The sequence below is a fragment of the Hoyosella altamirensis genome (genome assembly GCF_014191505.1).
Taxonomy (GTDB): Bacteria; Actinomycetota; Actinomycetes; order Mycobacteriales; family Mycobacteriaceae; genus Hoyosella; species Hoyosella altamirensis.
Map to the genome: position 1 here is coordinate 469,738 of NZ_JACHWS010000001.1, position 24,947 is coordinate 494,684.

Sequence of the window (24,947 nt, forward strand, 5' to 3'; positions counted from 1 at the left end):
TCTGGTGATCACGGCGGCCACGCGTGGAAGTTCATCCCGGTGCCCGCCGACTAGCGGACTTGAGCGAGCGGTTCTTGACCGCTTGCTTCTGGGCCCCGGATTGATTGGTGATGGTCAGCGCAGACGACCACCAGCTCCACCCGGAGCCGGTGTAAAGCGCCAATACCATCTGGTTGAACTCACGCTAGTGAGGATAACGCAGGGTTTCGTATTCGTCACGCGGGAACTGTTCTCTCCCGGTATTGCGGTCCTCACACGGACTGGCCGTCACGTGCGCAGATCACGGCGCTCGAACACACCCAGTGCGACGGCGGCAAGGAGGCATCCCAGCCCGCCGATAGTGATGGGCCACGCGAGGGAAGGGTATTCAGGCACGTGCTCGAACACGGAAAGATTCGCCACCCACCCGGGAAGGGAGAAGGCAGGCCCGAGCAACGCGATGGTTGCGGTCGCCGCGTACACCGCCCACGCAACTGATGCGCTGTCAGGCCTGACCGCGGCCAGTGCCAACGCTGCGGCGGCGAGGGCGACGATAGCGGGGAAGTGAGCGAGTGCGCTTCCCACCACTCCGCCGACAATCGTCCAGTCGCCTGTTCCCACCGCGTAACCGACGCCAAGCATCAGCGCACCGAATGCCAGCAACAGCAGCGCCGCGCTGAGCGCGCTGAATAAGTAGCCTGCGAAAATAGTGGTTCGCCGCACGGGCGCAGTGGCGAGCACAGCGATGCGTCCGGAGTCTTCGTCGGCGCGCACGCGCATCGTCAGCGATACTGCACACCCCCCGCTCAGAATCGCGAGCACGAGGATCGAGAACACAAGGAACGCATCGGTCAGGGAGGTCCCGCCGAAAGCCGCGATCACTTCAGCTGTCCCGTCCGAGCTTGCAGCGAAATCCTCGGCGGTTGTCGCCATCGAACCGAATGCGACCATCATGATCGCGATGCCCGCGAACCAAGCGAGAATTGTTGCCCGCGCCAGCCGCAACTGCAGACCCAAAGGCGAGGAAGCCAAGGCGGAGGCTGTTACCCGTCCGGGCCTTGGGGCGATCACGCCGGCACCAAGATCGCGCCGCTGGTTGAGCATCCACGCGCCACCCGCTATCCCGATCGCTGCTGCGAGAAGGAGTAACAGGGGCCAAAGGTTGTTCGCGCCGAACGGTTCTGAGGCCTGCGCCCACCCCAGCGGCGAGAGCCACGAAAGCGCGTTACCTCCTGCGTCTCCGGCGGCCCGGAACGCGAACGAGGTGCCCAGCACCGCGAACGCCAAGCCGTAAGCAGCACGGCTTTGCGAGGTGATTTGCGCGGCGCTGACGGCGACGGCGCCGAAGAACACCCCCACGCAGAAGAGGGCAGCACCATAAACCAGGGCGCCCATGATAGCCGTACCGGTAGCGATGAGAGCCGCGCCAGAGGCGATCGCGATGACCGCCAGGAGTGAACCGAGCACGAGCGCGGCAGCGAGCAGAGTGGCACCGCTTGATACACGGCCCGAGCGGAGCAACTCCAGCGTTCCGGTTTCTTCCTGGCCGCGAGTAATGCGGACACCGATGAGAATGCTGCATACGGCGACCGCAAGCGTCAGGAGCCATCCGGCTTCGAATACGACGATGCCTCCGAGCGTCGTGAGGGCCGCTGGCGGTCCGTTGAACGCAATCTGGGCTGTCACGAGTTCCGCCATCGCCGCGTACGACTCGCGATCGGCAAGTGTTGGATAGAGCGCTTTGACCGATAGTGCCCCGAAGGCAAGGAGCGCAGGAATAGCGACTGTCCACACCGCCAGCCGGAGGCGGTTGGTGCGGATCAGGAGCGAGGTGACTGAACCCGTACCGGTCATCGCAGCGAGCCTTCAGGGTCGGCGACAGCGTCGCTGGAGTAGTAGGCAAGGAACAGGTCTTCAAGCGTGGGCGGTGCGCACGTCAGCTCGCGCACGTCTGCCGCGCCAAGTTCGGCGATCACGGAGGAAAGTGCCGCGGGTTCCGCGTCGCACTGAACGATGAAGCCGGCGCCGTCCCGGTCTACGCGCAGCCCCGTGACTCCGCTGAATCTGTCGAGCGCACCGGGGTGCCGCACCGTGTGCGCCGAGATGTGTGTGCGTGTGAGATGCCGCAGTTCGCGCAGCGAACCTGTCTGGACGGTGCGGCCGTCGCGAATGATGGTCGTCGCGTCACAGAGCTGCTCGACCTCACTCAGGATATGGCTGGACAGCAGCACCGTCGCCCCATGACGCGCTGCCTCACGCACGCAGTCCGCGAATACCGCGTACATCAGCGGGTCGAGGCCGGTGGTCGGTTCGTCGAGAATGAGCAGGTCGGCGGCGGCGGCAAACGCACCGATCAACGCGACTTTCTGGCGGTTTCCTTTGGAATAGCTCGACACTTTCTTCGTCGGGTCGAGGGCGAAGCGTTCGATGAGATCGGCGCGCAGCTGGGCGTCGAAGCCGCCACGGATGCGGGCGATGATGTCGAGCGTCTCCCCGCCGGTCAGGCCGGGCCACAGTGCGACGTCGCCGGGGACGTAGGCGGTGCGGCGGTGGATCTCCATCGCGTCCTTGACAGGGTCACCGCCAAGTACGGTGACCTCGCCGCTGTCACGCCGTATGAGGCCGAGGAGCACGCGGATCGTGGTGGATTTTCCGGCCCCGTTGGGACCGAGGAACCCGTGCACCGTTCCGGCTGGCACATCGAGGTCGAGCCCGCGCAGCGCGTGCGCGTGGCCGAAAGATTTGTGGAGCGCGCTCACACTCAGTGCGCTGGGAGATAAGCCGTTCATAGCACTCCTGATAGTAGCTGCCAAATGACAGTAACTGTCTAAATCAACGTACGGCACGTAGCCAGAAACTGCAAGTGACTGTCAGAATTCGCTAGTATGGCGTCATGTCGCAGGCAGATGGTCGCGGAGTGGGGCTCAGAGAGCGCAAGAAGCTCGCGGCGATGCACACGATTCAGCAGGTGGCGCTGGACCTCTTTGATCGTGACGGCTACGGCAACGTCACCGTTGAGCGGATCGCCGACGAAGCTGGCGTGTCGCCAAGCTCTGTCTACCGTTATTTCGGCACGAAGGAACGGCTCGTCCTGTGGGATGAGTACGATCCGCAGCTTTTCGGTCTGATGACCGAAGGTGGCGGCGGAATTGGTGCCGTTCTCGCGCGGCTGCGGGAGGGCATCAGCGCAATCATGCGGGCATGGCCCGACGACGAGTCCGACAACGTCGCCCGGCGTATGCGGTACATCCTGGGAGAGGCAGATATTCACGCAGTGATGCTGCGCGAGCAGCACCAATTCGAGGTGGCGCTGCGCCAGCTCATCGCCCCGCACCTTGATGAAGATCCGGGCTCGCTCCATGTCCGGGTGGCTGCGGCGACTCTGCTGTCGTGCCTCACTGCGGCGCTCTATCACTGGGCTGAGTCCGGATACAGCGATCGCCTCGCCGATGTGCTCGACGAGGCGATGGAACTTGCTAACCGCGCAATCGTGGCGCAGGTCAGCTGAAAGCGACCAGCCAGACCGCGATGTAGTGGCAGATGGCTGCGATGACGGTTGCGGCATGGAAGAACTCGTGGTGCCCAAAAGTGGTGGGCCACGGGTTCGGCCATTTCGTGGCGTAAAGGATAGCTCCGGCACTGTAGAGCACGCCGCCCACGGCGAGCAGGATCAGCGGCGCCATTCCAGCGTTCGCCACAAGATCTGGAATGACGAACGCGACGACCCAGCCGAGAAGAATGTAGAGGGGTACGCCGAGCCAGGATGGGGAAGTGGGCCACAGCATTTTCAGTGCCACACCCGCGAAAGCGCCCGCCCATACGATAGCGAGCACGGTCCTGCCCGTTTCAGGGCTGAGTGCGAGCATGCCGAACGGTGTATAGCTACCGGCAATGAAGAGGAAGATCATCGAATGGTCGGCCCGCTTCATCCACATGCGCGCGCGAGCAGACTTCCAGTGGACCCGATGGTAGAGGGCGCTTACGCCAAATACCCCGCACACGGTGGCGCTGTAGATCGCGGTGGCGACTAGTGCCCGCGGTGTGGTGAGCGCGCCGACCACGGCGACCAGGGTAGTGCCCGTGACGACGGAGATGGCAAATGCGTAAAGGTGAATCCAGCCGCGCATCCGGGGTTTGACCGGAAACAGTGCCTCTGTGATCGCGGTCAAGGGTCACCTCTCTTTCTCTCCTGCGGCGGTCGCCGACTGCTACCTACGGTAGCGTAGGTTACGTGCCAGTAACCTGCAATGTGGTCCGGTACACATTGTGCTCTTCTGCTTGCCTTCGTGTGACTCGCAGCCAGGAGGTGCTAGTTAAGCGTAGGCTCCCATGGCGTGGAGATGGTGATGGTGATGGCTCGGTGAAAATCCCGCCCAACCCTGTGTACCGGCTGTACGAGCAACGGCTGCTGCACCGGCTCGAGGGCATGCAGCGCCCCAAACACATCGCAGTGCTGTGCGATGGAAACCGGCGCTGGGCCCGCGCTGCTGGCTTTACCGACGTCAGCCACGGGTACCGCATGGGGGCGCGCAAGATCGCCGAGATGCTTCAGTGGTGCGATGAGGCGGGTGTGGAGCACGCAACGATCTACCTGCTCTCGACTGAGAACCTCGGCCGAGACCCAGACGAACTAGCCGCCCTGCTCGAGATAATCACTGACGTAGTGGAGGAAATCTCCGGTCCCGACAAAAACTGGAGCGTCCAGATAGTTGGCGCAATGGAGCTTCTCCCGGAAGCCGCGGCGACACGGCTCACCGAGGCCGCTGAACGCACTCAGGGGAGGTCCGGCACCCACGTGAACGTCGCGGTCGGCTATGGGGGCCGCCAGGAAATCTCCGACGCCGTGCGTGCGCTGATACGGCGTCGACTTGCCGAGGGCCGCACCGGCGACGAACTCATCGAATCGATCAGCGTCGAAGGTATCGCTGAGCACCTCTACACATCCGGGCAACCAGATCCCGACCTCGTCATACGAACATCAGGGGAGCAGCGCCTTTCCGGCTTCCTGCTCTGGCAGAGTGCCTATTCGGAAATCTGGTTCACCGAGGCGTACTGGCCCGAGTTTCGCCGCGTCGACTTCCTCCGGGCGCTGCGCGACTACGGCGCTCGCCACCGACGTTTCGGCGTGTAACTGGTTAGAGCTTCCGCAACCGGATCCGGTTGACGCGGTGGCTGCTGTCCTTGCGCAGCACCAGCGTCGCGCGCGGACGGGTCGGAAGGATGTTCTCTACCAGGTTGGGCCTGTTGATCGTGTCCCAGATTTCTTTCGCCTGCGTTCGAGCCTGGTCATCGTTGAGGCTCGCGTAGTGGTGGAAGTGTGACCGCGGATCAGCGAACGCGGTCTTACGAAGCGTCAAGAACCGCTGGACGTACCAGTGTTCGATGTCCTCGATCCGAGCGTCCACGTAGACTGAGAAGTCGAAAAGGTCCGACACCATCAACGTCGGTCCCGTCTGTAACACGTTGAGACCCTCGATGATCAGAATGTCAGGCTGACGCACCACATGCCGCGCGCCCGCGACGATGTCATACAAGTGGTGGGAATACACCGGTGCGGATACCTCTGGATTTCCCGACTTCACCTCTGTAACGAAGCGCAAGAGCGCACGCCGGTCATAGCTTTCGGGAAATCCCTTGCGGTGCATGATGCCAAGCCGGTTGAGTTCGCGGGACGGGTACAGAAATCCGTCCGTGGTGACGAGATCCACCCGCGGATGGCGTTCCCACCGTGCGAGCAGCGCCTGCAGCACACGAGCGGTGGTTGACTTGCCTACCGCCACGCTCCCCGCGACACCGATGACGAACGGGACCTGCTGATCGGGGTGTGCCTCGCCGAGAAATGTCGCGGTCGCGGCGAATAGTCGCTGCCGGGCAGCCACCTGAAGGTGAATGAGCCGCGAAAGCGGCAGGTACACCTCCTCGACTTCGGCAAGGTCGATTTGCTCGCCGAGGCCGCGCAGGCCACGCAGTTCATTCTCCGTCAGCACCATAGGCTGCGACTTACGCAGCGCGCGCCACTGATCGCGCTCAAGCGCGACATACGGACTGGGCTCGCTCATCGCGCCGCAGAAGAAGCGGAGGCCACGCAACCGTCGAAGCCGGAACCACTGATCGGACTTATGATCAAACCCCCTGTGCCGCTGAAGAACGTTCCGCAAAGGATCCTAACCTCAGGGCACTAGTCCTGTTGCGACTAAGGTCGGTTGGCATGGATTCTCCTACACCAGCCATGCTTCCGGTGGTGCGTGACTATCTGCTGCTGGGTTTGAGATTCGATCGCCTCGAAGAGGGGTTCGTTGACGCCTACACTGGCGACCCAGAGTTGCGCCGTGTCGTCGCGAGCGAACCGCCGCCGCAACCGGCCGAGCTCGCAGCCCAGGCACGTCGGCTGCGTGGCGAACTCGAAGGGAGCGGCCTGTGCCCCGAGCGAACCGCCTTCCTGGATGTGCACTTGCGAGCGCTGGAATGCTCGGCACGCAAATTCGCGGGTGACGACGTCGGCTTTCTCGACGAGGTCGCGGACTACTTTGACGTCCGCATCGGGCTCGGAGATGAGGACACCTATCGTGCGGCACACCGCGCTCTCCACGAGGTGCTTCCGGGATCTGGAGATCTGGCCGAGCGTATGCGAGCGCACCGCGCAACAGAAGAGATCCCGCCTGAGCGGCTCAATGAGTGCGTCGATGCGTTCTCTAGTGCGCTGCGCGACCGTGTCCGTACTCGGTTCGGCCTGCCCGCAATGGAACAGATCGACTTCGAGATCGTGACCGACAAGCCGTGGTCCGGGTTCAATTACTACCTCGGTGACTTCAGGTCGCGCGTAGCGATCAACGCTGACCTCAAGCAGCACATGTCGGGGCTGCCGCACCTGATCGCGCACGAAGCGTACCCAGGCCACCACACAGAGCACTGTCACAAGGAAACCGGCATCGTTGCTGAGGGCGAGCACGAGCAGACGATCTTCCTGGTGAACACGCCACAGTGCCTCATGGCGGAGGGGCTCGCCGATCTCGCACTGAAGGCCGCAGTCGGCCCCGGCTGGGGACTGTGGGCCCAGGAGATTTTCGCGGACCTCGGGCTTCGATTCGACGGTGAACTCGCCGAACGCATTTCGGCTGCAGCGGCGGGCCTGCTGGGAGTTCGTCAGGATGCCGCAATCATGTTGCACGACCAGCACCGCAGCCACGACGACGTCGCGCGCTTCCTGCAGCGATGGTCGCTCATCACGCCACAGCGAGCACGACAGACGCTGCGCTTTCTGACGTCTCCACTTTGGCGGGCATACATCAGCACTTACGTCGAGGGGTACCGGTTGCTCAGCACGTGGCTCGATCAGGGTCCGGACGGCGTGACGCAGGAGCAACGATTCCGTCGCCTGCTCGATGAACCCCTTATTCCCTCCCAGCTACGCTGATGACCCCTGGTGAGAGGTGCCGTTAGCGCAGCGGCTCCGGCCATTTCCACCTGCAGGTTTCACCCAAGTACACTGGTGCAGTCTTTCAGGGCCTGACGGGGTGAGGGACAGACTAAAACCGACTATCGGGAGATTGGCTGATGACTGCTGCATCCGTTGCCGCTTCGAGTTTCACCGCACCGCTCGCGGAGCTCGACCCTGATGTTGCGGCGGCCATGGCAGGAGAGCTTGCCCGGCAGCGCGAAACTCTCGAGATGATCGCGTCTGAGAACTTCGTGCCTCGCGCTGTTCTGCAAGCTCAGGGATCAGTACTGACCAATAAGTACGCCGAGGGTTACCCGGGCCGCCGCTATTACGGCGGATGCGAGCATGTCGACGTCGTTGAGAATCTGGCCCGGGACCGCGCCAAGTCGCTGTTCGGTGCGGACTTCGCGAATGTGCAGCCACACGCAGGTGCGCAGGCCAACGCGGCAGTGCTGCACGCGATGATGAAGCCTGAAGAGCGTCTGCTCGGACTCGACCTCGCACACGGTGGCCACTTGACCCACGGTATGCGGCTGAATTTCTCCGGGAAGCTCTACGAAGTCGGCTTCTACGGTGTTGACCCGCAGACCTTCCGCATCGACATGGATGCTGTGCGCGCTAAGGCACTCGAGTTTCGCCCGAAGGTCATCGTCGCGGGCTGGTCGGCATACCCCCGTCAGCAGGACTTCGCGGCGTTCCGCGCCATTGCGGACGAAGTGGGTGCCCATCTCTGGGTGGATATGGCGCATTTCGCTGGTCTAGTCGCGGCGGGACTGCACCCCTCACCCGTGCCGCACGCAGATGTTGTCTCAACGACAGTGCACAAAACGCTCGGCGGTCCTCGCTCCGGCCTGATCATCGGCAAGCAGGAATGGGCAAAGCCGATCAACTCTGCCGTCTTCCCCGGCCAGCAGGGTGGCCCGCTCATGCACGCCATCGCGGCCAAGGCCGTTGCTCTCAAGATTGCCGGGACTGATGAGTTCCGCGAGCGCCAGCAGCGCACGCTGTCCGGCGCGAAGATCATCGCTGACCGGCTTACCAGCACCGATGTCGCGGACAAGGGCGTCACGGTCCTCACCGGCGGTACCGACGTGCACCTGGTGCTCGTCGATCTGCGTAACTCCGAACTTGATGGCAAGCAGGCTGAAGACTTGCTCCATGAGGCTGGCATCACCGTCAACCGCAATGCTGTGCCGTTCGACCCGCGTCCGCCGATGGTCACATCCGGGCTGCGCATCGGCACCGCCGCTCTCGCGACGCGCGGATTCGGTGACAGCGAGTTCGAGAAGGTCGCCGACATCATCGCCGCCGCGCTCACCGGTGCGCGCGAGATCTCCACGTTGCGGGACGAAGTCTCGGCGCTCGCACGCGACTTCCCGCTGTACGAGGGGCTTGAGGATTGGCGGTTGCTGGGCTGAGCCGCTCGTCCTGGGCCAATCTGGTCTCCACCCACACGGCAGCAACGGTTCACGCGAAGTTCACACGCGCCTACCGCAACATGCACAATGTGGCCTGTAGCGTCGCAAATGCAGGCAGGTTCCTTGCTTGCCCGGGAGGTTCTATCGTGACTGTGGTTTTCAGCGCGAGAGGGCCGGCACCCGGCCCTCGCGGGATGTAACAACACCCGCGAAGGACGGACCGGCCGCTCGAGAGACGCTCGCTGGGGTGCCTGGTGGGCCGAGGAGCACACGTGACCGTGAGCGATTCCGCGCGTTCTGCCCGCACATATGTCCTGGACACATCAGTCCTGCTGTCCGATCCTCGCGCGCTCCTTCGTTTCGATGAGCACAAGGTGGTACTGCCCCTCGTGGTCATCGGCGAACTCGAAGCGAAACGCCACCACCCCGAACTGGGATGGTTCGCGCGCGAGTCCCTCCGCTTCCTGGAGGATTTGCGAACCCAGTACGGGCGCCTCGACAGCCCGGTGCCCGTCGGCGACAGCGGCGGCACCCTCAGAGTGGAACTCAACCACACTGATCCGGCTGTTCTTCCCGCAGGTTTCCGGACAGACTCGAACGACTCGCGAATCCTCGCGTGCGCGCTCAATCTGGCTGCAGAGGGCGAGGACGTGGTCCTCGTCAGCAAAGACATTCCGCTGCGGGTGAAAGCCGGGGCGGTCGGGCTGAGTGCCGACGAGTACCACGCGCACGATGTCGTGATTTCCGGCTGGACCGGCATGACAGAGTTCGACGTCGAGCGCAGCCTTATCGACGACCTCTTTACCGACGGGGTGGCCGATGTCGAAGCGGCACGCGAACTGCCCTGCCACACGGGTGTCCGGTTGCTCTCGCCCACGTCGAGTGCCCTCGGTCGCGTCACCGCCGATAAGCAAGTGCAACTTGTTCGCGGTGACCGGGAGGCGTTCGGGCTGCACGGGCGTTCCGCGGAGCAGCGCGTCGCACTTGACCTGCTGCTCGACGAAACCATCGGAATCGTATCGCTCGGTGGCCGCGCGGGCACCGGCAAGTCGGCTCTCGCATTGTGTGCCGGACTCGAGTCGGTACTTGAACGCGGCAACCACCGCAAAGTGGTCGTTTTCAGGCCGCTGTACGCGGTGGGCGGGCAGGAACTCGGCTACCTGCCAGGGTCTGAAAACGAGAAAATGGGCCCATGGGCGCAGGCTGTGTTCGACACGCTTGAGGGCCTCGCAAGCCAGAACGTCATTGACGAAGTCCTGTCACGCGGCATGCTCGAGGTGCTTCCTCTCACTCACATCCGCGGTCGGAGCTTCCACGACTCCTTCGTGATCGTCGACGAGGCACAGTCACTGGAACGGAACGTGCTGCTGACTGTGCTTTCCCGCCTCGGTACGGGTTCACGCGTTGTTCTCACCCATGACGTCGCGCAGCGCGACAACCTGCGTGTAGGCCGCTTCGACGGCGTCGCTGCGGTCATCGAGAAGCTCAAAGGCCACCCACTTTTCGCTCACATCACGCTGACACGCAGTGAAAGATCACCGGTTGCCGCGCTGGTAACTGAGATGCTGGAGCAGTAGGGGGTTAAGCGGCCGTGCCCCAGGATGGCTAACTCTCCTGGGGCACGGCTCTCACGTCACTCGTCGTCGATGGTTTCGTCAACATCCGGGACGTCTGCTTCAGGCAGGTCTTCCGGAGGCTCGCCGAACGACAATGTGTCGAGCTGATCAAGGCTTCCCGATTCCGAGAACGTCGTGAGCAGCGAATCAAGCAGGCTGGTCGAAAGCTCACCGAAGATCTGGCCGAAGAGTTCGCTTCCTCCGGGGATCATTTCGAGCAGATCACCTCCGCCGCCGATAGCACCAAGTAGGTCGTCGAGAAAGTTCACCCGTTACTCCGTTCCGTAGTCACGTGTGCTGCAGTCCTGGGTTCTGCAAGCCTAGCCATTCGTAACACGAAGCAGGGAGTGAGTTCCCTTTCTCAACCAAGCTGCAACGGAGGTGATATCTTCTTCTGCCCCAAGAAGGTTGGAGGGCTACTGGCTACTTCACTTTCGCCATCGCGAGCACATCGAGGCGCTTGTCGAGTTCTTCCTCGGAAAGCTTCTCTGGAACATAGCCGCGATCAAGCACGGTCTGGCGGATCGTCTTCTTCTCCTTGAGCGCTTCTTTCGCCACGGCCGCAGCCTCTTCATAGCCGATCGCGCTGTTGAGCGGCGTCACGATCGATGGTGACGATTCCGCGAGTTCCCGCAGACGGTCGGCGTTCGCGACAAGACCGATGATGCACTTGTCTGCGAACAAGCGGGAAACGTTGGCAAGCAACGTGAACGATTCGAGGACGTTGCGCGCCATCATTGGAATGTAGACGTTGAGTTCGAATGCGCCGTTGCCGCCACCCCAGGTGACTGCGGCATCGTTGCCGATAACCTGCGCAGCGACCTGCGTGACAGCCTCTGGCAGAACAGGATTCACCTTGCCGGGCATAATGGATGAGCCAGGCTGAAGGTCTGGCAGCTGGAGTTCACCGAGACCCGTGAGTGGTCCCGAGCCCATCCACCGAATGTCGTTGGCAATCTTGGTCAGTGAGACCGCGATCGTCTTCAAAGCGCCGGACGCTTCGACGAGACCGTCGCGCGCCGCCTGAGCCTCGAAGTGGTCGAGTGACTCTCGAAGGTCCTCGAGTCCCGTAGTCTTTTTGAGCTCCTCGACTACCTTGCCGCCGAACCCTTCTGGCGCGTTCAGGCCGCTGCCCACCGCGGTTCCACCAATGGGGAGTTCGCCGAGACGAGGCAGCGTTGCCTTGACCCGCTCGATGCCTGCCTCGATCTGACGCGCGTATCCGCCAAATTCCTGTCCGAGAGTCACGGGCACGGCATCCATCAAATGGGTGCGGCCCGATTTGACGACGTTCTTCCACTCCGCAGCCCTGTCGGCGAGTGCCGTGTGCAGGTATTCGAGTGCCGGGATCAACGCGGTGACCGCCGACTCTGTGGCCGCGAGATGCGTCGCGGTGGGGAACGTGTCATTCGACGACTGCGACATGTTGACGTGGTCATTCGGGTGGACAGTCACGCCGTTCTTCGCGGCAATGGACGCGATGACCTCGTTGCTGTTCATGTTCGAACTCGTCCCGGAGCCTGTCTGGAAGACATCGATCGGGAACTGGTCGTCATGCTTGCCCTCGGCGATCTCATGAGCCGCCGCAACGATGGCATCCGCCTGCGCGGCGGGGAGCAGACCAAGGTCCTTGTTGACCTGGGCGCACGCCGCTTTCAGCAGGCCCATCGCGCGGATCTGCGTCCGCTCGAGTGGACGCCCGCTGATCGGAAAGTTCTCGACGGCGCGCTGCGTTTGCGCGCGCCAGAGAGCATCGACGGGTACCCGCACTTCACCCATGGTGTCGTGTTCGATGCGGTACTGCTGTTCAGCCACGGTTCCTCCGAGAGTTCTTGTCGCTCGTCTCAATGTGCTTCCGCCGAAACCCTAATAGCTTGCACGAGCGCGAAGGTGCGCGACCGAATGCCAGCAACTGCGACAGCGGAATTTAGGTTGGTCAGGGAAGCGGCGGGAACGCTGTTCCGTCGCCCTGAAAATCGATGCTCGAGAACTCACGCAGCTTTGTGAGCCGGTGATACGCCTCGATCATGCGGACAGTTCCGGACTTTGACCGCATGACGATCGACTGTGTCGTCGCACCGCCAGCACGGAAACGGACACCGCGGAGCAAGTCTCCGTCAGTGATACCCGTCGCGACGAAGAACACGTTGTCGCCTGCGACCAACTCGTCAGTGGTGAGGATGCGATCGAGGTCATAGCCGCGATCGATCGCCCCTTGCCGTTCTGCATCATCCTTCGGTGCGAGTTGCCCCTGGAGGACGCCACCCATGCACCGCATGGCAGCTGCGGCGATGATCCCCTCGGGCGTGCCACCGATACCCATCAGCAGGTCGGTGCCGGAATCGGGGCGGGCGGTCGCGATGGCGCCCGCCACGTCGCCGTCGGAGATCAGCCGGCACCGCGCGCCCGCATCGCGGATTTCCTGGATGAGCTGAGTGTGGCGCGGGCGGTCGAGCACACACACAACGACATCGCCGACACTCGACTTATGCGCTTTGGCGACACGCTGAATGTTCGCCTTAACGGGTGCCGTGATGTCAACAGCATCGGCGGCGTCGGGGCCTGCGGCGATCTTGTTCATATAGAAAACGGCCGAGGGGTCGAACATCGAGCCCCGCTCCGAGACCGCGAGGACAGAAATCGCATTCGGCAGGCCTTTGGCCATCAGAGTTGTTCCGTCAATGGGGTCCACGGCGACGTCCGCCTCCGGCCCTTGACCGTTGCCGACGACCTCGCCGTTGTACAGCATCGGCGCTTCGTCCTTTTCGCCTTCGCCAATCACGACGGTGCCGCGCATCGACACGGTGCTGACAAGCTGACGCATCGCATCAACTGCGGCGCCGTCACCATCTTCCTTGGCACCGCGACCGACCCAGCGGCCGGCCGCCATCGCTCCAGCTTCGGTGACGCGCACTAGTTCGAGTGCCAGGTTCCGGTCCGGCTTGTCTCGCGTGGAATCTGCCTGGGTCCCGGGATCGCCGGAAATCGTCGTCATGGACGAGATGCCTCCTCGTGGTGTGGTGCCGATTGATGTGAACGGCTCCGATGGCGTCACGAACTGCTCAGGTAATTGTGGCAGAGAGCGGGCCAGAGATGTCGACCCGGTCACTCGAATTTCATTTAACGGTGGTCGCGATAGACGGCAGATCGGGCGTACGCCAATTTTTTGTCATACTGGTGCGCGTGCCAGCCGACAAACCCAGGATCCTCCAAGACAACCGGGACATGCTCTTCACGATGCTCCCGCTGGTCGTGATCATCCTGCTCCTTGCCGCGTTAGCCGGTCAGTGCTCGTTCAACCCGGGCGGCCCTGAACCTGGCCCGCCACCACAGTTCAACGCCGAACTCGCACTCGAATACGACGCCACGGTCGTCGACTTCCCGATCCGTGTGCCGGACGTGAGCGACGAGTGGACGGCGAACTCCGGGATGCGCGGCGAGTCAGAGGACGGCGGACCGGGAATTGTCACGTGGGTTGGGTACGTAACGGACGACAGCCTGTATCTCCGTTACAGCCAGGCCGATATGAGCGAGGAGGAGCTCGTCGGCTATCACACCGGCGACCCGGCCGCGCCCGAGGACTCAGACACTGCTGGCGGGACTGACTGGCGGATTTACCGTGCTGCGAATGGTGAACCAATTTGGGTGACTGATCTCGGCGATGTGCGCATCGGTATGACAGGCAGCGCCACACGCGCACAATTCACTGACATGGCCAGCAAGATCATGGAAGCCGAGCCCCTCAGCTAGTCTGCGGAATCGTTCGAGTCACTGTTCTCGTCGCGGCCGTGCCGGGCGATCGCTGTCTCGATGCGCTGCCGTGCGCCCGCGAGGTGCTGTTCACAACGGTCGGCGAGAGCTTCGCCGCGCTCCCACAACGCGATCGATGTGTCGAGGTCGAGCCCGCCTCGTTCGAGGTTGCGAACCACCTCTACGAGTTCATCGCGCGCCTGCTCATAACCCAGAGCAGATACGTCAGCGCGGCCGTCAACTCCAGCAGGGCCCGCGCTCTCCGTCTCAGTCATTCGTCGTCCCTTTCGCTCGGCTGCTCACGTTCGCCCGCGGTGGCCCGGAAAACACCGTCGTTCACGCGGACGCGCAGTTCCGTCCCAGGAGGTGCGTTGTCCACCGTCGACAGGACGTGGAACTCGCCGTCGCGGCTGATCGACTGTACAACCGCGTAGCCGCGTGCCAGGGTCGCGGCCGGCCCCAGCGCAGATAAACGCGCCCGCACATGCGACACCTCGGACTGGGCCGCGACAAGCAGTCGGTCGACGTCGCGCCGCGCGATCGACCGCAGCCGTTCGACCTCTGCCGCGCGGTCTGTGATCGCCCGGCCAGGGTCCGCAAGCACCGGGCGTGTTCGAAGCTGACCCAGCAGACGCTCTTCCCGAGTAACCCAAGTCCTCAGTGCCGTGATCGAGCGGCCGCGAAGCTCACGAAGAAGCGCCAGTTCAGCAACTACATCGGGGACCACCCGCTTGGCGGCATCAGTTGGTGTCGCGGCCCGAATATCAGCGACGTAGTCGCACAATGGGTTGTCGGGTTCATGACCGATTGCGCTCACAATTGGCGTGGCCGCAGCAACGATTTCGCGGCACAGCGCCTCGTCGGAAAACGGCAGAAGATCTTCCACACTGCCACCGCCGCGGGCGATGATAATGACATCGACCTCGGGGTCTGCGTCGAGTGCACGCAAAGCCATAATCACCTGCGCTGCAGCACCCGGTCCCTGAACGGCGGTGTTGCGCACTTTGAATTGGACGTCCGGCCAGCGGCGCTGGGTGACAGACATGACATCGCGCTCCGCGGCGCTCGCGCGACCGGTGATGAGGCCGATACACCGTGGCAAATAGGGCAGCGTGCGCTTGAGACGGTCATCGAACAGACCTTCGGCCCGCAAGAGCGCCTTCAAACGTTCGATCCGGGCGAGCAATTCCCCCAAACCAACCGGACGGATTTCCGTCACTCGCAGAGAGAACGATCCGCGGCCGGGAAAAAAGGTGGGCTTTCCCAGGACGACCACCCGTGTCCCCTCGGTGAGTTCCACCGGGGAATCCGTCAGCAGATTCGGCGAACACGTCACGGGCAATGAAATGTCCGCCGAGGGATCGCGAAGGACGAGGAACGCGGTTCTCGTCCCGGCACGGCGTGAGATTTGTGTGATCTGCCCCTCTACCCACACTGCTCCGAGCCGGTCGATCCATTGGGTGATCTTGGACGAGACGACACGAACCGGCCACGGACTCTCCGGAGAGCTGCCGCCGCCAGGTTTCGGCCCCGCAGGCCTCTGTGAAGACCCTCTCGTGACCTCAGCAGAGCCCACGGGTCACTTCGACACCGTCGTGATCCGGTTGCTGAGCATCGTCTGGAAAGGGGCACGGCCGAACTGTCTTTCTTCGTAGCGCAGCAGCGCAGTCAGATCATCGATCGACAGTTGCCGTAAGCGCGCACGAAGCTGAGCAAGGGTGAGTGTTCCGTAGTCGATGCGTTCCGCTACCGCCGGGACACCGGAGGCCTCGTCGTCAGCGGTGCTTTGGGCTGATTCGGCTTCGGCGACGGATTCAGTCTGAACATCGGAACCATTTGACGCTGTGACCGGCGCCGAATACAGAGCGAAGCGTCCCTGCACGGCTGAACGGCTGTTCCCAGCAGCTACTGCCTTGCGCTCGTCGGAGCGCTCGGTTGTCGCGACAGGTTCCTCGTCGTATACGACCCACTCAGGCTGGTCTTCCGGCGGGTAGAGCCATGCCAGCGCCTCATCCCCCTTGATGGCGAGTTCGGTCATCCTCTGCTGGACCCGCATAGAGGTCTGCAGTACCTGACTTACCGCCGTCATCGGCAGTGTCGCGGCAGTGGTAGGGAGGCGGCGTGTTTCCTCGACAAGCGTGACGGCGAGGCCGGCCATCACCCGTGCGGCGAAAGGTGGGCGAAACATGTCTCCAGCCTGCCCTAATTTGACGTACATCTCTAGCAGATCCTTCCCGTCGTGTCGCGTTTGGGTTGGGGCGACCCGTACTCTGGAGGCATGTCTTCGGCTGTAAACATGGGAATTCCGGGTGCGGTGAACTCAGCGGTATCCAAACCGCAGGGCAAGCGGGTGCTGCTCGCAGAGCCTCGCGGCTACTGCGCAGGAGTTGATCGGGCCGTCGAAACCGTCGAGCGTGCGCTCGAAAAGCACGGGGCTCCTGTTTACGTCCGCAAGGAGATCGTGCACAACCGGCATGTGGTGGAAACCCTCTCTGAGCGGGGAGCGGTGTTCGTGGAGGAAGTGGATGAGGTGCCCGAAGGCGCCCTCGTCGTATTCTCCGCCCATGGTGTCTCGCCCGCCGTGCACGAGGCGGCGGGTACACGCGAACTGCGCACCATCGATGCCACCTGTCCACTCGTGACCAAGGTGCATCAGGAAGCAAAGCGCTTCGCGCGTGACGATTTCGACATCCTCCTCATCGGTCATGAGGGTCACGAAGAGGTGGAAGGCACCGCAGGGGAAGCCCCCTTACATGTTCAGCTTGTTGACGGTCCCGATTCGGTCGACAAGGTTAAGGTTCGCGATGAATCTCGTGTCGTCTGGCTTTCGCAGACGACGCTGAGCGTGGACGAGACCATGGAAACCGTCGAGCGTTTACGCAAGCGTTTCCCGGGGCTCCAGGACCCGCCCAGCGACGACATCTGTTATGCCACGCAGAACCGCCAGGTTGCCGTCAAAGCGATGGCACCCGAATGCGATCTCGTGATCGTGGTCGGGTCCCGGAACTCCTCCAACTCCCTGCGTCTGGTCGAGGTTGCCCTCGATGCAGGTGCGCGCACGAGCTACTTGGTGGATTACGCGAAGGAGATCGATCCAGCGTGGCTTGAGGGTGTGGAGACTGTCGGCGTCACTTCCGGTGCATCGGTCCCTGAGATTCTGGTGGACGGAGTGCTCCAGTTCCTCTCGGGGGAGGGCTTCGGCACTGTGCAGACCGTGACCACCGCGAATGAGACTCTTGTCTTCGCGTTGCCGCGCGAATTGCGCCCAAGTCGGCGCCCCTAGCCAGCGGTGTGAGCTGACGGCGTGGGCGTCAGCCCGTAGGGCCAGAGTCTTGCGGGCTGGTTCGAGGCGCGCGCATCTCAGTTGAACTGACCGGCTGACGCCCGCGTGCCGTCGCGGCCGTGCCATCCGGGCGGCGAGGAGTGGGGGCTGCTCGCCGCGGACGCTGCGAACGGGCTGGCGCGGACCGCTTGTTGCTGAGGAACAGCCGGACACCCCCGATGACGATGACAACGGCGGCGGTGAGAAGCATGAGCGGAAAACGTGTGACCAGAGGCAGGACGAGATCAATAATCCGTGTCCGCAAGCCTCCAGGACTTTCGGGCACCAGCAGCTGGTAGGCGAGGGGCACACCGACGAAGAGTATGAGCGGCGGCTGCACGATCGCTGTGAACAGAGCTCGTTGCTGAACCGCCAGCACGGCCGCGACGCATCCCGCGAAATAGAAGACGCTGAATACCAGCGTCAACTCGTCTCCACGCATTGCATCAATCGCGAAGCCGACGGCGGAAACGCCCAGAGCGATCACGATCGCCATCCACCAAGCCACGCCTACGCGGCTGGCCGACGCCGAACGCAGCTCTGTCGGGACTCCCAGGGAAGTGGATCGTCGATCAGGCACAACCGCACCATACCGGCATATCGTTAGCTGGCCTCACTCTCACGGCTTCGAGTCGCGTAAATCTCAGTGTGTGCAATACCTCGGGGCCAGAGATCGACCGTGTCTACGGTCGGGGGCTCGGTGTCAAATGCCGGAAGCTCGTGCAGCTTGCGTGCCGTAACCAGAACGCGGGACTCCATAGAGGCCACTGTCGAATTGAATGACTCGACACTCTTGCCCAGTTGCCCACCAAGGCGGTCCATGTGATTCGCGAGCACACCTAGCCGGTTGTACAGCTCGGAACCGAGCGTGTGGATTTTCGCGGCGTCCCGGGACAGAGCTTCCTGCCGCCACGTGTGGGCGACTGTTCGCAGCAATGCGATCAGACTCGTCGGGGTGGCGAGCACGACATTGCGGGAGAATGCGTACTCGAGCAGTTCTGAGTCAGCGCCCAGCGCAGCGTCGAGGAAAGGATCTCCTGGAACGAAGAGTACGACAAACTCGGGTGACGGCGAAAAAGCTGTCCAATACGCTTTTGCCGACAGCTGATCGACATGTGCGCGGAGTTGACTAGCGTGACGCTTCAGGTGGCCCGCACGGGCTTCATCGGACTGCGCCTCGGTTGCGTCGAGGAAGGCAGCGAACGGAACCTTGGCGTCAACCACGATGTTCTTGCCGCCCGCCAAATGGACGAGAAGGTCGGGGCGTACGGCCCTCACTCCGTCATTGCCGTCGTGCGTAGTGTGCGCCTGTGTCGTGAAGTCACAATGCTCGCGCATGCCAGCGAGCTCAACGACGCGCTCGAGCTGGAGTTCGCCCCACCGCCCGCGCACTTGCGGCGCCCGCAGGGCCTGGACGAGCTGCCCCGTCTGCGCCGAAAGTGCTTGCGACGTCCTGCTCATGCCCGCCACCTGCTCCATGAGCCCCGAGTACGCACTGATCCGGCTGCGTTCAACCTGCCGCACCTGCTCTGCCAGCGTGCCTACTGCTTCGCGCAATGGGGTCACGACGTTGGAGACTTGTTCATTGAGGGCGCCGGAGTGCCGACGCGCCGAGTCCTCGTTCGCGGCTGTGAGTGCTTCTCGAAGCAGCCGCTCTGAATCGTGCATCGCCCGCAGCTGTGCTTCCGCCGACGCTGCGCGCGCACCATTTCGCACGGCATGCAACAGCCAGCCCAGGAGACAACCGAGGCATAGAGCAGTTAGCACGGCAACGAAGCTGAGGAAGTTCATGGGCGTGATAGTGCACGAAAGCTCTGACATTTTTTGCAGGGCGCGCGGATACGGGGGCCTGCGCGCGAGATAACTGGGACGTTGCGGCCGCGTTCGCGTGTCTGAACAGCAGATACCAGAAACTGTCAGTGGGATGATCTACGGTTCGCGGCATGAAGATCTTGCACACGTCGGACTGGCACATCGGCCGGACATTCCATGGCGTTGACCTGCTCGAGGACCAGCGCGCTGTCCTAGATGCAATGGCGAAGATCACCGCTGACCGTGAAATCGACGTCGTGCTCATCTCGGGCGATGTCTACGATCGCGCGGTCCCTAGCGCTGATGCGGTCAGGTTGTGCAACGACGCGTTTGAGAAGCTTCACGCTGCTGGTGCGACGATCATCGCTACACCGGGCAATCACGATTCCGCACCGCGGCTGGGCGCCGGTGCTGCATTTTCGGGTGCGGGTGGTCTGTACCTCAAAACGACGGTGGCCGGGGTGGATGCGCCAGTTGTTTTGGCGGATGCGCATGGCGACGTGGCTTTCTACGGGCTTCCCTACTTGGAGCCGGAAGCAGTGAAGGCTGAGTTGGGTGTCTTCGAGGCGCGCTCGCACCAGGATGTCTTGTCGGCGGCGATGTATCGTGTGCGTGCCGACGTAGAGAGACGGCAACCCGGTTTGCGTAGCGTGGTTCTTGCTCATGCGTTTGTTGTGGGCGCGGTCGCGTCAGAGTCTGAGCGCCCAATCACGGTCGGTGGTGTGGAAACTGTTCCCGCTTCAATTTTTGGCGGCGTTGACTATGTGGCGCTCGGGCACCTGCACACCCCGCAGGTCGTGAACGAAACGATTCGGTATTCGGGCAGCCCGCTCCCGTATTCATTTGGTGAACGTGACCACCGTAAGTCGGTGTGGCTTATCGAGCTCAACGATGCTGGTGTGGAGTCGATCGAAAAGATTGACTTGCCCGTGGTGAGGGGGCTGAGCGAGATTACTGGGCCGCTGGACGAACTGCTCGGCAGCGAGGTGTACGCCAATTGTCTGGATGACTACGTTTCGGCGATCCTCACAGACCCAGTCCGTCCCGTGGATGCGATGCGCAAGCTCCAGGAACGCTTTCCGCACGCTGTCCACCTCAGGTGGGAGCGACCCACAGAGCGGGTCGCGCTGCGGTATGCGGAGCGTCTGCGCGGTCAAAGTGACCTTGATATTGCCCGAAGGTTCTTCGAAGACGCGTGGACCGACCCCGATGAGGAACACCTTCGACTGGTTGAACAAGCGTTGGCAGCAGGGGACTCGCGCGAGCGGCGCGCCAGTGCGTGACGGGGCGGTGGTGACACATCTAAGGAGGTTGGGGGACAAGTGAGGCTGCATACGCTGCGCATCGAGGCTTTTGGGCCATTTGCCGATGTCGAGACCATTGACTTCGATTCGGTGGGGGCCGACGGCTTGTTCCTGCTACACGGCCAGACCGGGGCCGGCAAGACGACAATCCTCGACGCGATAGCTTTCGCCCTCTACGGGGCTGTACCGGGGGCACGCACTGAAAGTAAGCGGTTTCTCTCAGATCACGCACGCGAAGGCGCGATACCGAGGGTCACCCTTGAAGCTAGCGTCAAAGGCCGACGGTTCCGCATTATCAGAAGCCCCGAGTATGACCGTCCCAAGAAACGGGGCGATGGGTCCGTAAAGGAGAAGGCAAAGGCGGTACTCACCTGGCTGGAACCGGACGGGACCCCGGGGCGCGGTGAGAATCTGACGCGAATCGAAGAGATCGCGGATACAGTTCGTGACCTCCTTGGAATGTCCAAGGATCAGTTCTTCCAAGTTGTTCTCCTACCCCAGGGTGAGTTCGCCAAGTTCCTCCGGGCGTCGAATGAAGAGCGGGAGAAGCTACTTGAAAGCCTCTTCGAAACGAAACGTTTTGGCTCCGTGGAGGCTTGGTTCGCCGATCGCCGGAAAGAAGCTGAGGCGCGTCTCGACCTTGCACGTCAGCGTGTGGACGTCGTTCTGGGAAAAATCACTCATGCCGCTGGCATTGACGACGGGCCGGATGGAAATCCGCGCGAGTGGATCGAACAGTTGAGGGATTTTCTCCGCCAGCGTGTCACGACGGCTGCAGCCAGGCTCGATCAGACCGCAACCGCTTTTGACCAGGCGCAGCATCGACTCGATGGTGTTCGCGTCCAAGCGGAACGTCAACTGAGATTCCGCGACGCCGAATCCGCACTTAGCAAGCTCACCGCGGGGGAGACCCTTCGTCGTGATCTCGCGACCGAACTAGATCGCGCGCGGCGTGCTAAACCCTTCGAGACAGCAGACAGGGATCTGGTGCGGTTCCAGCAGGCTGCCGATGATGCTGTGCTCGAAATGAAACTTGCCGTAGACGAACTCACAGTACTGAACGGTGGCGCCGCCGTCGCTGAAGCACTCTCATGGCCAGCGAAAGCGCACGACGATACGAACCTTCAGAAGGCAATAACTTCCTGGACCGAGGAAAGCGGTGGGCTGACGAGGCTCTGCGAGCGCGCTGACGAGGCGGACCGCCTCGAGAGAGACATCTCTCGTATCGACGACGAGGTGGCTGCAATAGACGATGAGCGCACTCGGCTAGTGACTGAACTCGACCGGATACCAGCCAAAAAAGGTCAGCTCGACCAGGACATCGACGAAGCTGTTGCCGCCGAGGCGCGGATTGAAGGTCTCCGTACGGGCATTCGTCAACTGAAGAAGGTTCGTTCGGCGGCTCATGAACTCCCGAGTGTGCGCGAAGCGCTCATCGATGCGCAGGACGCGCTCATCCGCGCTAGATCGAACCACCTCGAGAGCCGGGAGCGTCTCGTTGCGCTTCGCGAGCTCAGAATTGCCGGGATGGCAGGGGAACTTGCGAATCGCCTGGAAGCTGGGGAACCGTGCGCGGTGTGCGGGTCGGAGACCCATCCAAAGCCCGCTCCGTTCTCGCCCACAGCCGTCACGCCAGAAGACGAGCAGAGCGCAGTCGATTCCGAGCAACTCGCTGCAGACGCTTTCGAGGCCGCGAGAGTAGCAGTCGCTGAACTTGAGAAACGCGCAGAATTGCTCGGCGGCGAATCCGGCGGACGCTCCTTGCGGGACATCGACGCAGAGTTGACTGAGGCCACGGCTTCGCTGGCCGAAGCTGAGCGATGCGGCGGTCAGCTCGGCGGGCTCCGATCTGCACGTGAGAAACTGCTCGGCCGTGCGCGTGCACTTGAAGAACGAATCTCCGAACTGTCGTCGAAGCGGGCTGGACTCGAGGAGCGTTTCGACGGGCTTACCGCCCAGCTTGCTGAGTTGCGGGCGACCCTCGACGCCGCACGCGGGGAAGACACCGATGTCGTTGCGAGGAAGGCACGGCTCGATGCTCTTGCGCGAGCGGCCTCGCATCTACATGGGACACGGGGTAAGGCAGAAGCCGCGGTGCTCCGCACTGAGGAACACCATGCTTATTTGCAGAGCCTAGCGAGGGAGGCGGGCTTTCAATCGCTCACAGACGCGCGGAACGGCGTGCGCACGGTGCGTTGGATAGCTGACACGGAAGCTGCCCTCGAGGACGCCCGGGATCGCAAAGTGCGCGCCCAAGCGGTCCTGGACGACCCACTAGTCAGTGACGCTGCCGAGCAGCCGACCGCAAACGTCGAGGCTGCAGAGAGCGCTGTCACCGAAGCGCGCGCTGCGCTCGAGGCGGCAGTCCGGGAACACGCGCAAGCTCAGCGGGCCAATGATGGAGTTATTTCGCTCGCAGGCGATTTCGAGTCTGCTCTCGAGGACCTAGGCCCAGCGGAGGAACGGTACGCGCAACTATCGCTGTTGTCTGAGGTCATTGCAGGCCGAGGCCAGAACACGCGCCGAATGTCGCTGCGGTCCTACGTATTGGCGGCTCGCCTTGAGGAAGTTGCGGTAGCAGCATCGGCGCGGCTTCGCATCATGTCAGGCGGCAGGTACGAATTCATTCATTCAGACGCAGCAGGTCCGCGAGGCCTCAGGGGCGGACTCGGTCTCGACATCCGAGACGACTACACCGGGGTTGTTCGGTCAGCGAAGACACTGTCCGGCGGCGAAACCTTCATGGCGTCATTGTCGCTGGCACTGGGACTGGCCGATGTGGTGACTTCCGAAGCGGGCGGAATCATGCTCGACACCCTCTTCATCGACGAAGGCTTCGGCACCCTCGACAGCGACACACTTGACGCGGTGATGGGCGTTCTCGACGAACTCCGCGCAGGCGGACGAGTCGTCGGCATCGTCAGCCATGTCGATGAGATGCGCCAGCGCATCCCCTGCCGCCTCCATGTCGTGAAGACTCGAACTGGTTCTCACGTGCGCTCGTCCGTCACCGCGCTCTCCGAAGCACCAGTTGGTTAGAGCTTTGGTGCTGCCACCGTACTCGGAACGCCGTCAGGCAGGCCCCCTTCAGTCTCAGCATCCGGCTCCTGTTGGTCCCCGACGGAGGCGTCCCCGTCGCCCGTCTCGTCAATAGCCACTGACCCTGGGGCCTCACCGCAACGCTCGCTGATGACTTCATCGATATAGCGCACCGCAACTGCGACCACAGCGGCCACTGGCACCGCCAGGAACGCGCCGATCACACCGAACAACGTGCCGCCGGCTGTCACCGACAGCAGCACCACGACAGGGTGCAGATTCATACTCTTGCTTTGGAGCACCGGTTGTAGCACGTTGCTCTCGAGTTGCTGCACCAGAATGATGATTCCGAGCAGGACGAGGGCAGTGGTAGGACCGTTCGCTACCAAGGCGACCAGAACTGCCAGCGCACCCGCGACAAACGCACCGACAATGGGCACGAATCCCGCGATGAACGTGATCACCGCTAGCGCTCCCGCCAGGGGGACACCCAGCACAACGAGCCCAATTCCGATGAACAGCGCGTCCACAAAGCTGACTATCGCCTGCGTGCGGATGAACCCGCTGAGAGTCCGCCACTGACGGTGCAGAACCTCCTCAAGATGGCGTGCACCGGGAGAGCCGGTCGACCGATTCAGCCATGGCAAGAAGCGGGGGCCGTCCTTGATGAAGAAGAACGTCAAAACAGCCGTCAGCGCCAGTGTGATGATCACGGACGTTGCCGCACTGACACCAGTGAACACCCCGGAAGCGATGGCCGACGAACTTTCCTGAATACGCGTGACAATCGCGTTGGTGAATTCCGGGAACTGTTCCTCGCGAATGTTGAGGGGAGGCCCCTGCAGCCAGTCCTGGACCGTCCGGATGCCTTGCGTAGCCTGATTTGCCAGTTCAGGCACTTGTGCAACCACCGACGGCACGATGAGTGCGATGACGCCACCGAACCCCCCGAGCGCCACCACGATCGTGACCAAAGCAGCAAGCGAAGCGGGCACTCGCCAATCACGCAGTTGACGGGTAATGGGCCACAGAACCGTCGAAACAATGATCGCCAGGGAAACCGGGAGGATAATCACCCAGAACTCGCCGACGACCCAGCCGAGTATCCACACAGCCGCGGCGATCAGAATCAGGCGGAGGCTCCATGTGGCAAGCCAGGCGCCGCCACGCCCGATCAGAGTTCCGCGATCCACGGCGGTTTTCGCGGTGGGCTGCCCGACTCGACTGTCAATGGTGCCGCGATTGTCGTCCGGCTTGATTTGTTCGGTC

General features: G+C 62.6%; 22 protein-coding genes. 9 read left to right on the forward strand and 13 right to left on the reverse strand.

Annotation, left to right across the window (positions count from 1 at the left end; translation table 11 throughout):
* Positions 1–267: 267 nt before the first annotated feature.
* Together FHU29_RS02310 and FHU29_RS02315 are read right to left on the reverse strand one after the other, a co-directional pair.
* A complete protein-coding gene (locus FHU29_RS02310; protein WP_064439693.1) occupies positions 268–1,833 on the reverse strand; it encodes an ABC transporter permease in 1,566 nt (521 codons plus the stop codon).
* A complete protein-coding gene (locus FHU29_RS02315) occupies positions 1,830–2,768 on the reverse strand; it encodes an ABC transporter ATP-binding protein (RefSeq protein ID WP_083962226.1) in 939 nt (312 codons plus the stop codon). Before FHU29_RS02315 ends, FHU29_RS02310 begins: the two co-directional genes overlap by 4 nt.
* Positions 2,769–2,872: 104 nt before the next feature.
* Here FHU29_RS02315 and FHU29_RS02320 point away from each other — a divergent pair, with 104 nt between their 5' ends.
* On the forward strand, positions 2,873–3,487 hold the full coding sequence (locus FHU29_RS02320) for a TetR/AcrR family transcriptional regulator (RefSeq protein ID WP_064439694.1): 615 nt from the start codon (positions 2,873–2,875) through the stop codon (positions 3,485–3,487).
* Here FHU29_RS02320 and trhA read toward each other — a convergent pair.
* Positions 3,480–4,148, reverse strand: a complete 669-nt coding sequence (gene trhA, locus FHU29_RS02325) for a PAQR family membrane homeostasis protein TrhA (RefSeq protein ID WP_423785858.1) — start codon at positions 4,146–4,148, stop codon at positions 3,480–3,482. The genes FHU29_RS02320 and trhA overlap by 8 nt on opposite strands.
* A gap of 191 nt (positions 4,149–4,339) precedes the next feature.
* Between trhA and FHU29_RS02330 the strand changes: the two genes are divergently transcribed.
* The gene (locus FHU29_RS02330; RefSeq protein ID WP_064439695.1) at positions 4,340–5,110 is read left to right on the forward strand and encodes an isoprenyl transferase; all 771 of its coding nucleotides are present in this window, start codon (positions 4,340–4,342) and stop codon (positions 5,108–5,110) included.
* A 4-nt stretch (positions 5,111–5,114) separates the two neighbouring features.
* Here FHU29_RS02330 and coaA read toward each other — a convergent pair whose 3' ends face one another.
* Entirely contained in the window at positions 5,115–6,038 is a 924-nt protein-coding gene (coaA, locus tag FHU29_RS02335; protein WP_064439696.1) for a type I pantothenate kinase, read from the reverse strand.
* Positions 6,039–6,187: 149 nt separating this feature from the next.
* Between coaA and FHU29_RS02340 the strand changes: the two genes are divergently transcribed.
* The 3 genes from FHU29_RS02340 to FHU29_RS02350 all read left to right on the forward strand — a co-directional run bounded on the left by FHU29_RS02340 (position 6,188) and on the right by FHU29_RS02350 (position 10,412).
* Positions 6,188–7,393 (forward strand): DUF885 domain-containing protein, encoded by a 1,206-nt coding sequence (locus tag FHU29_RS02340; protein WP_423785859.1) that lies wholly within the window; start codon positions 6,188–6,190, stop codon positions 7,391–7,393.
* A 140-nt stretch (positions 7,394–7,533) separates the two neighbouring features.
* Complete coding sequence (gene glyA / locus FHU29_RS02345; protein ID WP_064439698.1) at positions 7,534–8,835, forward strand: serine hydroxymethyltransferase; 1,302 nt, start codon at positions 7,534–7,536, stop codon at positions 8,833–8,835.
* 272 nt (positions 8,836–9,107) lie between these two features.
* Positions 9,108–10,412, forward strand: coding sequence for an RNA 5'-3' helicase PhoH2 (locus tag FHU29_RS02350; RefSeq protein ID WP_183377450.1), 1,305 nt, complete (start codon positions 9,108–9,110; stop codon positions 10,410–10,412).
* Between the two features lie 56 nt (positions 10,413–10,468).
* Here the strand turns inward: FHU29_RS02350 and FHU29_RS02355 are convergent, their stop codons facing one another.
* From FHU29_RS02355 to glpX, 3 genes are all read right to left on the reverse strand, one after another.
* Positions 10,469–10,720 (reverse strand): hypothetical protein, encoded by a 252-nt coding sequence (locus tag FHU29_RS02355; RefSeq protein WP_064439699.1) that lies wholly within the window; start codon positions 10,718–10,720, stop codon positions 10,469–10,471.
* Between the two features lie 154 nt (positions 10,721–10,874).
* A complete protein-coding gene (locus tag FHU29_RS02360) occupies positions 10,875–12,266 on the reverse strand; it encodes a class II fumarate hydratase (protein ID WP_074390803.1) in 1,392 nt (463 codons plus the stop codon).
* A 121-nt stretch (positions 12,267–12,387) separates the two neighbouring features.
* Positions 12,388–13,446: a class II fructose-bisphosphatase gene (glpX, locus tag FHU29_RS02365; RefSeq protein WP_064439700.1), complete on the reverse strand. Its 1,059-nt coding sequence runs from the start codon at positions 13,444–13,446 to the stop codon at positions 12,388–12,390.
* 188 nt (positions 13,447–13,634) lie between these two features.
* On the opposite strand from glpX, the gene FHU29_RS02370 reads away from it, so the two are divergent.
* Positions 13,635–14,201, forward strand: coding sequence for a DUF4245 domain-containing protein (locus tag FHU29_RS02370; protein ID WP_183377451.1), 567 nt, complete (start codon positions 13,635–13,637; stop codon positions 14,199–14,201).
* On the opposite strand, the gene FHU29_RS02375 is transcribed toward FHU29_RS02370, so the two are convergent.
* From FHU29_RS02375 to FHU29_RS02385, 3 genes are read right to left on the reverse strand one after another with little or no spacing between them, the layout of a single operon-like run.
* Positions 14,198–14,476, reverse strand: coding sequence for an exodeoxyribonuclease VII small subunit (locus FHU29_RS02375; protein ID WP_064439701.1), 279 nt, complete (start codon positions 14,474–14,476; stop codon positions 14,198–14,200). The genes FHU29_RS02370 and FHU29_RS02375 overlap by 4 nt on opposite strands.
* On the reverse strand, positions 14,473–15,777 hold the full coding sequence (gene xseA, locus FHU29_RS02380; RefSeq protein WP_064439702.1) for an exodeoxyribonuclease VII large subunit: 1,305 nt from the start codon (positions 15,775–15,777) through the stop codon (positions 14,473–14,475). The genes FHU29_RS02375 and xseA overlap by 4 nt, the downstream gene beginning before the upstream one ends.
* Before the next feature lie 3 nt (positions 15,778–15,780).
* Complete coding sequence (locus tag FHU29_RS02385) at positions 15,781–16,389, reverse strand: lipid droplet-associated protein (RefSeq protein ID WP_064439837.1); 609 nt, start codon at positions 16,387–16,389, stop codon at positions 15,781–15,783.
* 90 nt (positions 16,390–16,479) lie between these two features.
* On the opposite strand from FHU29_RS02385, the gene FHU29_RS02390 reads away from it, so the two are divergent.
* Positions 16,480–17,484, forward strand: a complete 1,005-nt coding sequence (locus tag FHU29_RS02390; protein ID WP_064439703.1) for a 4-hydroxy-3-methylbut-2-enyl diphosphate reductase — start codon at positions 16,480–16,482, stop codon at positions 17,482–17,484.
* A 28-nt stretch (positions 17,485–17,512) separates the two neighbouring features.
* Here the strand turns inward: FHU29_RS02390 and FHU29_RS02395 are convergent, their stop codons facing one another.
* Both FHU29_RS02395 and FHU29_RS02400 read right to left on the reverse strand, forming a co-directional pair.
* Positions 17,513–18,103 carry a DUF6542 domain-containing protein gene (locus FHU29_RS02395; RefSeq protein ID WP_157094999.1) on the reverse strand — a complete coding sequence of 197 codons (591 nt, stop codon included), beginning with the start codon at positions 18,101–18,103 and terminating at the stop codon, positions 17,513–17,515.
* Between the two features lie 23 nt (positions 18,104–18,126).
* Positions 18,127–19,314 (reverse strand): DNA recombination protein RmuC, encoded by a 1,188-nt coding sequence (locus FHU29_RS02400; protein WP_064439705.1) that lies wholly within the window; start codon positions 19,312–19,314, stop codon positions 18,127–18,129.
* 152 nt (positions 19,315–19,466) lie between these two features.
* On the opposite strand from FHU29_RS02400, the gene FHU29_RS02405 reads away from it, so the two are divergent.
* The gene (locus tag FHU29_RS02405) at positions 19,467–20,618 is read left to right on the forward strand and encodes an exonuclease SbcCD subunit D (protein ID WP_064439706.1); all 1,152 of its coding nucleotides are present in this window, start codon (positions 19,467–19,469) and stop codon (positions 20,616–20,618) included.
* Positions 20,619–20,657: 39 nt separating this feature from the next.
* Positions 20,658–23,678 carry an AAA family ATPase gene (locus FHU29_RS02410; RefSeq protein WP_064439707.1) on the forward strand — a complete coding sequence of 1,007 codons (3,021 nt, stop codon included), beginning with the start codon at positions 20,658–20,660 and terminating at the stop codon, positions 23,676–23,678.
* On the opposite strand, the gene FHU29_RS02415 is transcribed toward FHU29_RS02410, so the two are convergent.
* Positions 23,675–24,910 (reverse strand): AI-2E family transporter, encoded by a 1,236-nt coding sequence (locus FHU29_RS02415; RefSeq protein ID WP_064439838.1) that lies wholly within the window; start codon positions 24,908–24,910, stop codon positions 23,675–23,677. The two genes, FHU29_RS02410 and FHU29_RS02415, sit on opposite strands and share 4 nt — an antisense overlap.
* Positions 24,911–24,947 lie beyond the last annotated feature (37 nt).

Coding starts and splice junctions, on each gene's coding strand:
- glpX (WP_064439700.1), bottom strand. CDS start 13,446: ATGACGACGATTTCCGGCGATCCCGGGACCCAGGCAGATTCCACGCGA.
- coaA (WP_064439696.1), bottom strand. CDS start 6,038: ATGAGCGAGCCCAGTCCGTATGTCGCGCTTGAGCGCGATCAGTGGCGC.
- FHU29_RS02400 (WP_064439705.1), bottom strand. CDS start 19,314: ATGAACTTCCTCAGCTTCGTTGCCGTGCTAACTGCTCTATGCCTCGGT.
- FHU29_RS02315 (WP_083962226.1), bottom strand. CDS start 2,768: ATGAACGGCTTATCTCCCAGCGCACTGAGTGTGAGCGCGCTCCACAAA.
- FHU29_RS02385 (WP_064439837.1), bottom strand. CDS start 16,389: ATGTTTCGCCCACCTTTCGCCGCACGGGTGATGGCCGGCCTCGCCGTC.
- FHU29_RS02310 (WP_064439693.1), bottom strand. CDS start 1,833: ATGACCGGTACGGGTTCAGTCACCTCGCTCCTGATCCGCACCAACCGC.
- FHU29_RS02390 (WP_064439703.1), top strand. CDS start 16,480: ATGTCTTCGGCTGTAAACATGGGAATTCCGGGTGCGGTGAACTCAGCG.
- FHU29_RS02340 (WP_423785859.1), top strand. CDS start 6,188: ATGGATTCTCCTACACCAGCCATGCTTCCGGTGGTGCGTGACTATCTG.
- FHU29_RS02320 (WP_064439694.1), top strand. CDS start 2,873: ATGTCGCAGGCAGATGGTCGCGGAGTGGGGCTCAGAGAGCGCAAGAAG.
- FHU29_RS02375 (WP_064439701.1), bottom strand. CDS start 14,476: ATGACTGAGACGGAGAGCGCGGGCCCTGCTGGAGTTGACGGCCGCGCT.
- glyA (WP_064439698.1), top strand. CDS start 7,534: ATGACTGCTGCATCCGTTGCCGCTTCGAGTTTCACCGCACCGCTCGCG.
- FHU29_RS02405 (WP_064439706.1), top strand. CDS start 19,467: ATGAAGATCTTGCACACGTCGGACTGGCACATCGGCCGGACATTCCAT.